Below are 12701 nucleotides of genomic sequence, written 5' to 3' on the forward strand. Positions count from 1 at the left end.
CGTGCTGTGGTTACTGCGCTGCTGGTCGGTCCGATCAGACCGTCTCGAGGGCGTAGCCCTCTTCGCCGTGCACGACCGTGTCGACGCCGGCCAGCTCGTCCTCGTTCTTGACGCGGAAGCCCATCGTCTTCTGGATGACCGTTCCGATGATCCAGGCCAGGACGAAGGAGTAGATCATCACGCTGAACGCGCCGATCGCCTGCGCGCCGAGCTGGGCGAAGCTGCCGCCGTAGAGCAGGCTGGAGAAGCCCTTCGTGGCGTCGCCGTCGATGTGGGTGAAGCCGAAGACGCCGATCCAGAGCGTTCCGATGAGACCGCCGATGAGGTGGATGCCCACCACGTCGAGCGAGTCGTCGAAGCCGAGCTTGAACTTCAGGTCGATGGCGACGGCGCAGACGGCACCGGCGACCAGGCCGAGGAGGATCGCGAACCCGGGGGTCAGGATGTTACAGGCCGGGGTGATCGCGACCAGGCCGGTGACCGCACCGGATGCCGCACCGATGGAGGTGGGCTTGCCGTCCTTGAACTTCTCGACGATCAGCCAGCCGATGGTGGCGGCAGCCGGAGCGGCGAGGGTGTTGATCCAGGCGATCGCCGCCACGCCGTCCACTGCGGCCTCCGAGCCAGCGTTGAAGCCGAACCAGCCGAACCAGAGGAGCGCTGCGCCGAGGAGCGTGAGCGGCACGTTGTGCGGCTTCGACATGCCCTTCTGGAAGCCGACGCGCTTGCCGAGAACCAGGGCGAGTGCGAGGCCGGCGGCTCCGGCGTTGATGTGGACCGCTGTACCACCCGCGAAGTCGTTGACGTGCAGGAGGGCGGGCGCCCAGCCGTCGGCCAGGTTGAACACCCAGTACGCGACCGGGAAGTAGACGACCGTGACCCAGATGCCGGCGAACACCATCCACGCGCCGAACTTGGCGCGGTCGGCGATCGCGCCGGAGATCAGGGCGACGGTGATGATCGCGAAGGTGGCCTGGAACCCGGCGAAGGCGAGGCCGCCCAGGTCGGGGGTCATGCCGTCCTTGCCCATCAGGCTGGACAGGAACCAGTCAGGGGTTCCGAGGAAGTGTGGGATGAGCGGCTTGCCGAACGCGAGGCCGTACCCGTAGAACACCCACAGGACGCCCACGATCGCCATCGCGCCGAAGCTCATCATCATCATGCTGACGACGCTCTTGGCGCGGACCATTCCTCCGTAGAAGAAGGCGACGCCGGGGGTCATCAGCAGAACAAGGGCTGCGGCGACGAGCAGCCACAGGGAGTTGACGGTCCCTGCCTCTGCGTAGTCCGCTGCTGTGTGTAGCAACATACGTTGGTCTACCTCTCTCATGAATGCGCACGGGCCCCGGTCTGGCTGATCGGTGAGCGTTTCGGGGTGTGCCCAGTTTCATCACGGGAGGTTTCCGTGGAGGGATGCTCGTGTTTCGGGTCTGTTACGCATCCACAATGCGTGTAAACATCGTGTTTCGTGCCGCCCGGAATCCGTCGAGCGTCATCGTCGAGCGTCGTCAGTCGTGCGGGGGGAGCTCTCCGGTGGTCAGAGCGATCATGCGGGAGACGGAGCGCAGGTACTTCTTGCGGTATCCGCCGCCGAGCATGTCCTCGTCGAACACCTCGCTGAGCGGCACCCCGGTCTGCACGATCGGGATCTCCGCGTCGTAGACCCTGTCGATGAACGCCACCAGGCGCAGCGCCGCCATCTGGTCGTGCAGGATGCGCACGCCGGTGAGGCCGATGACGTCGACGCCGTCGAGCAGCTTGATGTAGCGGGAGGGGTGCACGGTGGCGAGGTGCGCGATCAGCGTGTCGAAGTCGTCGCTGGTGACTGTCTCCCCGCGCGCACCGAGGGCTCCGGTGATGCGGTCGTACTCGTCCTGCTCGACGGTGACGGCCCTGCCCTCCGTGTCACGGCGGCGGTAGTCGAGTCCGTCGATCCTGATGGTCTCGAAGTTGGCGGACAGCGACTGGATCTCGCGCAGGAAGTCGCTCGCGGCGAACCGTCCCTCGCCCAGTGCGTTCGGCGGGGTGTTGCTGGTGGCCGCGATCCTGGTTCCGGATGCGACGAGTTCGCCGAGCATCCTGGTCATCATCATCGTGTCGCCCGGGTCGTCGAGCTCGAACTCGTCGATGCAGATCAGTGTGGAGCCGCGCAGCAGGTTGACAGCGCCCGCGTAGCCGAGCGCGCCGACCAGCGCGGTGTACTCGATGAACGTGCCGAAGTACTTGGGTCCGGGTGCCTCGCGCCAGAGCGCGGCGAGGAGGTGCGTCTTCCCGACGCCGAAGCCGCCGTCGAGGTAGACGCCCGGCTTGGTCTCCGCCTTTTTGCGGTTGCGGCTGAACAGTCCGGCCGGACGCTGCGGCTCCCACGACTTCGCGAACGTGCGCAGGATGCCGACGGCCTCCGCCTGCGACGGATAGTCGTGATCGGGACGGTACGACTCGAACGTCGCGTTCTCGAACTGCGACGGCGGGACCAGCGACGACGCGATCTCCGCCCCGGTGATCTGCGGGGCACGGTCGGCGAGGCGCACCAGAGCGCCGGTCTGGTCGATCGTCATGGAAGCTGCACCTTTGTGTCGAAGTCTTACCGCACCGGTTTACGCGCAGATAGCCTGGTACGTAAGTTCGCACAGTGTCGGGGTGTCCAGCCTAAACCGACCGAGCCGATAGTTCCCCTCGCGCCCACGAGGCGCCCCCTGGAGGTAATGCACGATGTCCATCGAGGTCGACCAGTCCCCCGCTTTCGCCGATTACGCACATCCAGAACGGCTGGTGAGCACGGAATGGCTCGCCGAGCACCTCGGGCAACCCGGACTGGTCGTCGTGGAGTCCGATGAGGACGTGCTGCTGTACGAGACGGGTCACATCCCCGGCGCCGTGAAGATCGACTGGCACACCGACCTCAACGACCCGGTGCAGCGCGACTACGTCGACGGCGAGCGCTTCGCCGAGCTGCTCGGCTCGAAGGGCATCGCCCGCGACTCGACCGTGGTCATCTACGGCGACAAGAACAACTGGTGGGCCGCGTACGCGCTCTGGGTGTTCACCCTGTTCGGTCACGAGGACGTCCGCCTGCTCGACGGCGGCAGGGACAAGTGGATCGCCGAGGGCCGCCCGATCACGAAGGACAAGCCGAGCGTCACCCCGGTGGAGTACCCCGTGGTGGAGCGCGACGACACCGTCATCCGCGCGTTCAAGGACGACGTGCTCGCCCACTTCGGGAAGCCGTTGATCGACGTCCGCTCCCCCGAGGAGTACAGCGGAGAGCGCACCGAGATCCCCGGCTACCCGACAGAGGGCGCGCTGCGGGCAGGGCACATCCCGTCCGCCGCGTCCGTGCCGTGGGCGCGGGCTGCCGCTCCGGATGCGACGTTCAAGCGCCGCGCGGATCTCGAGGCCATCTACCTCGGCGAGGCGGGCCTGAAGGAGGGCGACGACGTGATCGCCTATTGCAGGATCGGCGAGCGGTCGAGCCACACCTGGTTCGTGCTCACGCACCTGCTCGGGTTCGAGAACGTGCGCAACTACGACGGGTCGTGGACGGAGTGGGGTTCCGCTGTGCGCGTACCGATCGTCACGGGCAGCGAGCCGGGCGAGGTCCCGGCGAAGTAGCCTTGTCGTATGACTGATCCGGCTTCGACGTCACCCGCTCTCGCACCAGCCCTGGCGGAGATCCGCGACGACTTCCTCGCGCTGGAGCAGCCGGACAGGCTGCAGCTGCTGCTGGAGTTCTCCGAGGAGCTTCCCGACCTCCCCGAGCGGTACCGCGACCATTCGGATCTGTTCGAGCGGGTCGTCGAATGCCAGTCGCCGGTCTACATCTTCGTAGAGGTGGACGAGCACGACATCGTCCACCTCTACGCGACCGCGCCGGAGGAGTCCCCGACCACGCGCGGGTTCGCGTCGATCCTGGCCCAGGGCCTCGCCGGTCTGACCGCCGGGGAGGTGCTGGCCGTTCCGGACGACTACCCGCAGACGCTCGGGCTCACCCAGGCCGTGTCCCCGCTGCGCATCCGGGGCATGACGGCGCTGCTCGGCCGCACCAAGCGGCAGGTGCGGGAGAAGCTGGCGGCCTAGCCCGCTGCTTCTGCGGCTTCTGTCGATTCCGCCGCCGTCGGCGCATCCACGTCGATGTGCTCGCTGAGCCAGCCCGCGATGGAGGTGCTCCAGCGCTCCTCGTCGTAGTTCCAGAGCTTGGTGTGCAGGGCGGTCGCGAACGGTACGAGGGTGACGATGTCGCTGCGCGCTGCGGCCAGCGCCCGGGATGCGGTGGACGGCACGAAGCCGTCGTCGTCGCTGTGCAGGATCAGCGTCGGCAGGCTGAGGTCGGCCGCGCGGGCGACGAAGTTCATGCTGGTCAGGTCGATCGGCGCTGCCTGGCCGGTGAACGGGCCGCCCCAGGTGGACTCGATCAGGCGCAGGGCGCCCTGGGTGATCGGGTCGGGGAGGCGGAGCATCCTGGCCTGGTATTCGAGGGTGTCGATCCAGTCGATCACCGGCGATTCGAGGATGATGCCGCGGAGCAGGCCGAGCGCCGACGACCGCGTGATGGTCTGCAGCACGACGGCTCCGCCCATCGACCAGCCCATCAGGACGATGGAGGTGGCGCCGTGGTCCTCCGCATACCGGAGCGCCGCGTCGATGTCGTGCCATTCCGTGCCGCCGAGGCCGTAACGGCGGTCAGCGCTGTTGGGGGCGTCCCCGTCGTTGCGGTACGACGCGAGCAGGGTGGTGTATCCCTGGTCGTGGAAGGTGCGGACCGCGCGCAGGCCCTCCTGCCTGGTGGCTCCCCAGCCGTGCACTTGGATGACCCAGCGGTCGCCCGGCCCGTCGTCCGGCGGGAACAGCCAGGCGGGGGCCTCGCCCAGCTCGGTGTCGATGGTGACGCTCTCGACGGGAAGGCCGAGTTCTGACGGTTCGAGGTAGTAGTAGCCGCTGATGCGTCCCCGGCCGGGGCGCAGGTCTCCGAAGGCGACGGACTCCAGGGTGCGGGTGACCGAGCCGTCCTCGCGCGAGATCACGCCGCCGATCTTCGCGTATCCGGTCTCCTCGGCGAACCACAGGCCGTAGCGGCCCGGCACCGACGAGTCCGGTGTTTCGCGCAGCGTCACCGTCCCCGCATCCAGGTCGACAGCCCGGATGCTCTGGTTCTGCGGCCGCTTGCGCACCGGCGTGACCACGGTGCGCGCCACCCTCGTCATGATGAGGACGGCTCCCGCTCCGGCCGCGAGGCCGAGGACGGCGGCCGCGACGACGGCCGTGCGGACGGATTTCGCGAACGTCGAACGCGCCATGCCGTCAGCGTAACCCCGATACGGCGACGGGGTGTTCAGGACTTCCCCAGGCGGCGTGCCTTACCGTCGCCACCCGGCAAAGGACCCTAGTGTTCCTATCGTGCCGACAACACCCTCGACCCCACGCACTCCCCCGGAGTTCGCCGCGGCGTTGGAGACGATCCGCCACGCGACGTCCCGTCCGGAGCTCGTGGTCACCGAGATCCCAGCGCCCGGCCAGCTCGCGCCGTACTCCGTCGCGCTCGCGGCCGACGTGCGGCCGACCAGGCACGGCAGCGACTCCGACCTCGGCACCGGCCGGTTCATCCTGCTCTACGACGAGGCGGAGCCGGAGGCGTGGGGCGGTCCGTTCCGCATCGTCTGTTTCGCGCAGGCGCCGCTCGAGACCGACATCGGGCTCGACCCGTTCCTGGCCGACGTGGCCTGGTCGTGGCTGGTGGATGCGCTGGACGCCCGGCAGGCGAAGTACACCGCGGCGAGCGGCACGGCCACCAAGATCATCTCCACCGGTTTCGGGGAGCTCGCCGCCCAGGGCGACGGGTCGCAGATCGAGCTGCGCGCATCCTGGAGCCCACTGGAGAGCGACATCTCCGCGCACGTCGAGGGCTGGGGCGAGCTGCTCTGCATGCTGGCCGGGCTCCCGCCGACCGGCGAGGGTGTGAGCCTGCTGACGAGACGGACCCCGCGTGGCTGATCATCACGTCATCGACACCAGGGACGAATACCTCGACGCGGTCGAGACCATCGCGGCGGGCAACGGACCCGTCGCCGTCGACGCGGAGCGGGCGAGCGGCTTTCGATACTCGCAGCGGGCGTACCTCATCCAGGTCTTCCGCCGTGATGCTGGCACCTTCCTCTTCGACCCTCCCGCCGTCGGCCGTTTCGACGAGCTGAACGCCGCCATCGCCGACGAGGAGTGGGTGCTGCACGCCGCCACCCAAGACCTCACCTGCCTGCGCGAGGTCGGACTCGACCCGCACCACGTCTTCGACACCGAGCTGGCCGCCCGCCTGCTCGGGATGCCCAGGGTCGGCCTCGGCACCGTGGTGGAGGAGCTGCTCGGCATCCACCTCGCCAAGGAGCACTCCGCCGCAGACTGGTCGACCAGGCCGCTGCCGGAGCCGTGGCTCGTCTACGCCGCTCTCGACGTCGAGCTGCTCCCCGACCTGCGGGATGCGATCGCCGCCCTCCTCGATGAACAGGGCAAGACCGCGATCGCGCAGCAGGAGTTCGACGACGAGCTGGCCCGCGACCTCAAAGTGGTGCGCAACGAGCCGTGGCGGCGCCTGTCCGGCATCCACTCGATCAGGGGCATCCGCAACCTGGCCGTCGCGCGGGAGCTGTGGCTGAGCCGCGACGAGCTGGCCCGCACGACCGACATCGCACCCGGCCGCCTGGTGCCGGATGCGTCCCTCACCGCCGCGGCGAAGGCCATGCCCGAGACCAAGCGCGGTCTCGCGTCGCTCCGCGAGTTCAACGGCCGCGCCAGCCGCACGGAGCTGGACCGCTGGTGGGAGGCCATCGAGGCCGGCCGCACCACCGACGACCTTCCCGTGATGCGCGGCAACGGAGACACCCTGCCTCCCCCGCGCGCGTGGGCGGACAGGAACCCGGAGGCGGACGCCAGGCTGAAGGCGGCGCGCGCCGCTGTCACCTCCCTCTCCGAGGAGCTGTCGATCCCTGTCGAGAACCTGCTCACGCCGGAGACGCTGCGCCGGGTGGCGTGGGCGCCGCCGGAGTCGCTGGACAGCGCATCCATCGGCGCGGCCCTCGCCCAGTGGGGTGCACGGCCCTGGCAGATTGAGGCAACCTCACAGGCGATCGCCCAGGCCTTTGTGGAAGCCAGCCAAAACGGCCCGGACGCCACGGAAGCGGATTCGTAGAAAGAATCAAACGATTCTTCCGGCGCGCATCGCATCCCTAGGATCGAATCCGACCTGATTTGGGAGGCATTGTGGCCGATAGAGCTGATGTCGTCTTCGTCGATGGAGTGCGCACTCCGTTCGGGCGAGCCGGCGAAAAAGGGCAGTACTGGAACACGCGCGCGGACGATCTGGTGGTCAAGGCCATGATCGAGCTGCTGGAGCGCAACCCGAATGTGCCCAAGGACAGGATCGACGACGTGGCCATCGCGGCCACCACGCAGCAGGGCGACCAGGGCCTCACCCTCGGACGCACGGCAGCACTGCTCGCCGGCCTGCCGAAATCGGTGCCCGGCTTCGCCATCGACCGGATGTGCGCGGGCGCCATGACCAGCGTCACCACCCTCGGCTCCGGCATCGCGTTCGGCGCATACGACCTCGCCATCGCCGGTGGCGTCGAGCACATGGGGCGCCACCCGATGGGCTTCGGCGCAGACCCGAACCCGCGCTTCCTCTCCGAGCGCCTGGTCGGTGAGGACGCCCTCAACATGGGCATGACCGCCGAACGCATCCACGACCGGTTCCCCGCGCTCACCAAGGAGCGCTCCGACCGCTACGCGATGCGCAGCCAGCAGAAGACCGCCGCAGCGTACGCGGCCGGCAAGCTGCAGCCCGACCTGGTGCCCGTCGCCATCCGCTCCGAGAGCGGCTGGGGCCTCGCCACCCAGGACGAGGGGATGCGCCCGGAGACCAACATGGAGTCCCTCGCGACCTTGCGCACCCCGTTCCGCCCGCACGGCCGTGTCTCGGCCGGCAACTCGTCACCCCTGACCGACGGGGCGACGGCGAGCCTGCTCGCCTCCGGCGACGCGGTGAAGGAGTTCGGCCTGCAGCCGAAGATGCGCATGGTGAGCTTCGCGTTCGCCGGCGTCGAGCCGGAGATCATGGGCATCGGCCCGGTGCCGTCGACCGAGAAGGCGCTCCGCAAGGCCGGTCTCACCATCGACGACATCGGCCTGTTCGAGCTGAACGAGGCGTTCGCCATCCAGGTGCTGTCGCTGCTCGACCACTTCGGCATCGACGACGAGGACCCGCGCGTCAACCAGTGGGGCGGCGCCATCGCCGTCGGCCACCCGCTCGCCGCCAGCGGCGTGCGCCTGATGATCCAGCTCGCCCGCCAGTTCGAGGAGCACCCGGAGGTCCGCTACGGCCTCACGGCGATGTGCGTCGGCCTCGGCCAGGGCGGAAGCGTCATCTGGGAGAACCCCCACTACCGCGGCTAGTCGTGCCCTCCTGCACGACAACGCGAATGCGCCCGATGAAGACATCGGGCGCATTCGTGTTTCCGTGGCTGGCTTCGGCTGGCGCTACTTGGTCGTCCGCGTCACCCGCCCGCGCGTCCGCTCGACCGCAACGGTCGCGAACCAGGCGATGGCGCCGAGAGCGGGCAGAAGGAGCACTGCGAGGAGCCACGCGACTCGCTGCGGGGGCGTCACCGACCTCGAGACCGACACGCTGACGAGCGCCGCAACCACGAGAACAGCCGCGACGAGCGCGATGGCGACCCCGGCAACGTCAAACACCGCGGGAATCTCAGGATTGCTCACCGCAGATCCCTTCAGGAGTTGGTCTGCCAGGCGCGATCGCCGCCGACATTCAACTGTACCCAGACGTTCCAGCTGCCCAGATAGCCGCCGCTCACATCAGCCTGCCACCGCTGGTACGCAGCGGAACTGTTCTCGGACTTCTTCCACGAGACGCGGACAGGCGAACTGCACGACGTCGGGTAGACGCAGCGCTGGAACCCATAGCCGCCGTCGATCATCTGATCCGACCCGCCCTGGACCAGGGTGTAGCCCACATTGATCGCGCCGACGAAGATGGTCCCCCACGCGCCATCGATCTGGCAGCCGGTCGCGTTCGAGTAGCCGGACCCGCTCTGATAGCGACACTGCGAGATCGCCCGTCCTTGGGGTCCGCCGCCCTGTTCCACAGCGGGAATCTCGAGCCCGACGTATGCGACAGAGCCGTCGGCGAACCGCTTCACGTCATACTCGAATCCGTCCTTGACGACACCGCGTTCTTCCGAGACCGGGACGGCATTCGTAGTGCTGGCATCCCACACCTGGCCTGCTCGGGCGCGTGCGATGAGCTCATCTTGCGTCGCGACGGGCACGTCGAACTTCGCGAGCGTTGCGCGAAGAACCTGCGCCTCAGCCGCTGACAGAGGCGACGCCGTCACTTCGGCAGGCGCTCCCGTAGCGCTCGCTGCGCCCGTCAGCGCGAGGCAAAGAGCCCCCGCTGCCGCCGCGATGGAAAAGAGGGGCCGTCGAATTGCTGTGGTCATTTTCACCTCGTTGTGTCGCATCAGCCTCATTACTGATACGCCGCACTGTAACGTTAATGTTCCAGATGTGACAATTTTACGCATCACAAACGGTCAAATCCGACCCCACGCCGCTCAGCGCCCGTCACCCCAGCCGGACTGTAAGGTTCCGCCAATGCGAAGCACCATCCACGCCCGCGCCGTTGTGCACAGCGGCAAGCGATGTGCGGCACGCCGCCCGGCTCGATAGCCTCCTCCGAGGACATCAGGGCTCTACGACGGCGTCAGTCAGCGCGTGTCGGAGACCCTCACATCACAAAGCGCGCTCGGAAGGCATAAAGACGTGACCGACTATTCCAAGATCGACTTCAGCCCGCTCGTCGACCTCACCTCCGACGAGGTCGTCACCCACTCGTTCGTCAAGGACATCCCGCTGCCGAGCGGCAAGACGCTCGCGCTGGTGACCCTCGACAACGGGCGCGACCACACGCGCCCGAACACGATGGGACCTGCGACCCTCCTCGAACTGGGGAAGACCTTCGACGAGCTGACGGAGCGTGCGGGCCGCGGCGAGATCGACGCGGTCGCCGTCACGGGCAAGCCGTTCATCCTCGCGGCGGGCGCCGACCTCTCCCGGGTGGGCGACATCCCGAGCGTCGAGGTGGCGAAGCTGCTCCCCCAGCTCGGTCACTACGTGCTCGGCAAGCAGGCCACCCTCGGCGTCCCGTCGTTCGTCTTCACCAACGGGCTCGCGCTCGGCGGCGGTGTGGAGATCGGCCTGAACGCCGACTACCGCACCATCGACAGGTCGGCGGCGGCGTTCGCGCTGCCGGAGGTCTTCCTTGGCCTCATCCCCGGCTGGGGCGGCGCGTACATCCTGCCGAACCTGATCGGCATCGAGAACGCCCTCAAGGTGATCGTCGAGAACCCGCTGAAGCAGAACAGGATGCTGAAGCCGCAGGACGTCTTCGACCTCGGCATCGCCGACGCGATCTTCGACTCGGCGAACTTCCTGGAGGACTCGCTGCGCTGGGCGGACAGGGTGCTCACCGGCGAACTCACCGTGAAGCGCCCGAACGTGCCGGGCAAGGTCGAGCGGATGGTCAAGTGGGATGCGGCCATCGGCATCGCCCGCAAGATGCTGGAGAGCCGCATCGGCACCGTGCCGAAGTCGCCGTACGCCGCGCTCGACCTGCTGAAGGCCGCCAAGTCCGGCACCAAGGAGGAGGGCTTCGAGCGCGAGGACGACGTGCTCGCCGAACTCATCTCCGGCGACCAGTTCCAGGCCAGCATCTACGCCTTCAACCTGGTGCAGAAGCGGGCGAAGCGCCCGGCGGGTGCTCCGGACAAGAAGCTCGCCAAGAAGGTCACCAAGGTCGGCGTGATCGGCGCGGGATACATGGCCAGCCAGTTCGCGCTGCTGTTCGTGCGTCGCCTGCGGGTGCCCGTGGTCATCACCGACCTCGACCAGGCGCACGTCGACAAGGGCGTCGCGTACATCCACGACGAGATCGGCAAGCTGCAGGAGAAGGGCCGCATCTCTCCGGACGAGGGCAACCGCCTGCGCGCGCTCGTCACCGGCACGACGGACAAGTCGCTGTTCGCCGACGCCGACTGGGTGATCGAGGCCGTGTTCGAGGAGCTGTCGGTCAAGCAGGACGTGTTCGCGGAGATCGAGCAGTACATCTCCGACGACGCCGTGCTCGCCACCAACACCTCCTCGCTGTCCGTCGAGAAGATCGGCGCGAAGCTGAAGCACCCGGAACGGCTGGTCGGCTTCCACTTCTTCACCCCGGTGGCCGTCATGCCGCTGATCGAGGTCGTGAACACACCGAACACCGACGAGGCGACCCTGTCGACCGCGATGGTCACGGCGGCTGCCCTGAAGAAGAACGCGGTCATCACCGCCGACACCCCCGGCTTCGTGGTCAACCGCGTGCTGGCGAAGGTGCTCGGCGAGGCGATGCACGCGGTCGACGACGGAACGCCGTTCGAGACGGTCGACGAGGCGTTCGCGCCGCTCGGCCTCCCGATGCCCCCGTCGGCACTGCTCGACCTGGTCGGCCTCAAGGTCGGTGCGCACGTCCTCGACACGCACCACGCCGCGTTCCCCGACCGGTTCTACCGCAGCGAGAACCTGCACAGGCTGGCCGAGCACGGCACCCTCCTGGAGAAGGACTCGAAGGGCAGGGCCAAGGGCATCGACAAGCAGGCGGCGAAGATCGTCTCCGGCGGCAAGAACCCGTGGACCAAGGACCAGATCCTGCGCGGGCTCGAAGACGGCCTCGCCGACGAGATCCACCGGATGCTCGTGGACGACCACGTCGTCGCCGCCCCGGAGGACATCGACCTCTGCATGATCCTCGGCGCGGGCTTCCCGTTCCAGATGGGCGGCATCACGCCGTACCTCGACAGGGTCGGAGCGTCCGAGCGCGTCTTCGGGGACACGTTCCAGCATCCCCCCGTGAAGGGCGTCGCGTAGCACCAGCGACCAGCGAGATGCCGGTAACCGTGCCGATTTCACCCGACTTCGGCGCAGTTACCGGCTTTTCGTCGACTCGGGCAGGATCACCAGGTCGAGGTAGGCACGCAGTGCGGCCGCCGCGTCGATCCGCTCCGGCGTGTACAGCCACTGCAACTGGATGCCCTCCCACAGCGCGATCACGGACGCCGCGGCGAGCGCCGGGTCGACGCCGTCGCGCAGCCGTCCGTCGGCGCGGAGCGCGGCGAACTCTGCCTCGTACTCCGTGCGGAGCGCGTCGTAGCGTCCAAGGAAGTACTCGCGGCCGGGGTGGTCGGCGGTGACCGCCTCAGCGGAGAGCACGCTGTAGAGCGCGATCAGCCCCGGGATGCGTTCGTTGGCCGCCGCCTGCGCGACGATGTGCGTCTCGAACGGCTCGTCGTGCGCCCTGCTCGCCTCCCCGGCTCCGAGTTCGTCGCGGAGTTCGAGCACGGCCAGCAGCACGTCCTCCTTGCCGGAGAAGTAGTGCTGCAGGTTGGAGAGGCTGATCCCGGCCGCCGTCGCGATCTCGCGCAGGGAGCTGGCGTGGTAGCCGCGCGTGGCGAACACGCGGTACGCCTCTTCGACGATCTGGCGGCGGCGCGCTGCGCTCTTCGCGTACGGCCCACGGCGTCGGGGGCGGGAGGTCTGGATGTCCACGAAACCAAATTAGGTCACCCGAGCTAGTTTTGTATATGGTCGGCATACACGTTTCCACT

Annotated in this window: 12 protein-coding genes; 6 read left to right on the plus strand and 6 right to left on the minus strand. The window is 68.1% G+C overall.

Annotated elements, in window-relative coordinates; all coding sequences use genetic code 11:
* Nucleotides 1-34: 34 nt before the first annotated feature.
* Together HF024_RS11030 and zapE are read right to left on the minus strand one after the other, a co-directional pair.
* On the minus strand, nucleotides 35-1309 hold the full coding sequence (locus HF024_RS11030) for an ammonium transporter (protein WP_085367784.1): 1275 nt from the start codon (nucleotides 1307-1309) through the stop codon (nucleotides 35-37).
* 199 nt (nucleotides 1310-1508) lie between these two features.
* Nucleotides 1509-2558 carry a cell division protein ZapE gene (zapE, locus tag HF024_RS11035; RefSeq protein ID WP_085367785.1) on the minus strand — a complete coding sequence of 350 codons (1050 nt, stop codon included), beginning with the start codon at nucleotides 2556-2558 and terminating at the stop codon, nucleotides 1509-1511.
* Between the two features lie 154 nt (nucleotides 2559-2712).
* Between zapE and HF024_RS11040 the strand changes: the two genes are divergently transcribed.
* Nucleotides 2713-3612 carry a sulfurtransferase gene (locus HF024_RS11040; protein WP_168689580.1) on the plus strand — a complete coding sequence of 300 codons (900 nt, stop codon included), beginning with the start codon at nucleotides 2713-2715 and terminating at the stop codon, nucleotides 3610-3612.
* Nucleotides 3613-3621: 9 nt separating this feature from the next.
* Entirely contained in the window at nucleotides 3622-4077 is a 456-nt protein-coding gene (locus HF024_RS11045) for a SufE family protein (RefSeq protein WP_168689581.1), read from the plus strand.
* Here the strand turns inward: HF024_RS11045 and HF024_RS11050 are convergent.
* Nucleotides 4074-5294, minus strand: a complete 1221-nt coding sequence (locus tag HF024_RS11050; protein WP_168689582.1) for an alpha/beta fold hydrolase — start codon at nucleotides 5292-5294, stop codon at nucleotides 4074-4076. The two genes, HF024_RS11045 and HF024_RS11050, sit on opposite strands and share 4 nt — an antisense overlap.
* Before the next feature lie 100 nt (nucleotides 5295-5394).
* Between HF024_RS11050 and HF024_RS11055 the strand changes: the two genes are divergently transcribed.
* From HF024_RS11055 to HF024_RS11065, 3 genes are all read left to right on the plus strand, one after another.
* Nucleotides 5395-5988: a DUF3000 domain-containing protein gene (locus HF024_RS11055; protein ID WP_085367789.1), complete on the plus strand. Its 594-nt coding sequence runs from the start codon at nucleotides 5395-5397 to the stop codon at nucleotides 5986-5988.
* Nucleotides 5981-7177 carry a ribonuclease D gene (locus HF024_RS11060; RefSeq protein ID WP_085367790.1) on the plus strand — a complete coding sequence of 399 codons (1197 nt, stop codon included), beginning with the start codon at nucleotides 5981-5983 and terminating at the stop codon, nucleotides 7175-7177. Before HF024_RS11055 ends, HF024_RS11060 begins: the two co-directional genes overlap by 8 nt.
* 71 nt (nucleotides 7178-7248) lie before the next feature.
* Nucleotides 7249-8439: a thiolase family protein gene (locus HF024_RS11065; RefSeq protein WP_168689583.1), complete on the plus strand. Its 1191-nt coding sequence runs from the start codon at nucleotides 7249-7251 to the stop codon at nucleotides 8437-8439.
* Nucleotides 8440-8523: 84 nt separating this feature from the next.
* On the opposite strand, the gene HF024_RS11070 is transcribed toward HF024_RS11065, so the two are convergent.
* Together HF024_RS11070 and HF024_RS11075 are read right to left on the minus strand one after the other, a co-directional pair.
* On the minus strand, nucleotides 8524-8763 hold the full coding sequence (locus HF024_RS11070; protein ID WP_168689584.1) for a PLDc N-terminal domain-containing protein: 240 nt from the start codon (nucleotides 8761-8763) through the stop codon (nucleotides 8524-8526).
* Nucleotides 8764-8774: 11 nt separating this feature from the next.
* A complete protein-coding gene (locus HF024_RS11075) occupies nucleotides 8775-9503 on the minus strand; it encodes a hypothetical protein (RefSeq protein WP_168689585.1) in 729 nt (242 codons plus the stop codon).
* Between the two features lie 322 nt (nucleotides 9504-9825).
* Here HF024_RS11075 and HF024_RS11080 point away from each other — a divergent pair, with 322 nt between their 5' ends.
* Nucleotides 9826-11964 carry a 3-hydroxyacyl-CoA dehydrogenase NAD-binding domain-containing protein gene (locus HF024_RS11080; RefSeq protein WP_168689586.1) on the plus strand — a complete coding sequence of 713 codons (2139 nt, stop codon included), beginning with the start codon at nucleotides 9826-9828 and terminating at the stop codon, nucleotides 11962-11964.
* Between the two features lie 57 nt (nucleotides 11965-12021).
* Here the strand turns inward: HF024_RS11080 and HF024_RS11085 are convergent, their stop codons facing one another.
* Entirely contained in the window at nucleotides 12022-12642 is a 621-nt protein-coding gene (locus HF024_RS11085) for a TetR/AcrR family transcriptional regulator (protein ID WP_168689587.1), read from the minus strand.
* Nucleotides 12643-12701 lie beyond the last annotated feature (59 nt).

It is taken from the genome of Leifsonia sp. PS1209 (assembly GCF_012317045.1).
GTDB lineage: Bacteria > Actinomycetota > Actinomycetes > Actinomycetales > Microbacteriaceae > Leifsonia.

Coding starts and splice junctions, on each gene's coding strand:
- HF024_RS11030 (WP_085367784.1), bottom strand. CDS start 1,309: ATGTTGCTACACACAGCAGCGGACTACGCAGAGGCAGGGACCGTCAAC.
- zapE (WP_085367785.1), bottom strand. CDS start 2,558: ATGACGATCGACCAGACCGGCGCTCTGGTGCGCCTCGCCGACCGTGCC.
- HF024_RS11040 (WP_168689580.1), top strand. CDS start 2,713: ATGTCCATCGAGGTCGACCAGTCCCCCGCTTTCGCCGATTACGCACAT.
- HF024_RS11045 (WP_168689581.1), top strand. CDS start 3,622: ATGACTGATCCGGCTTCGACGTCACCCGCTCTCGCACCAGCCCTGGCG.
- HF024_RS11050 (WP_168689582.1), bottom strand. CDS start 5,294: ATGGCGCGTTCGACGTTCGCGAAATCCGTCCGCACGGCCGTCGTCGCG.
- HF024_RS11075 (WP_168689585.1), bottom strand. CDS start 9,503: ATGACCACAGCAATTCGACGGCCCCTCTTTTCCATCGCGGCGGCAGCG.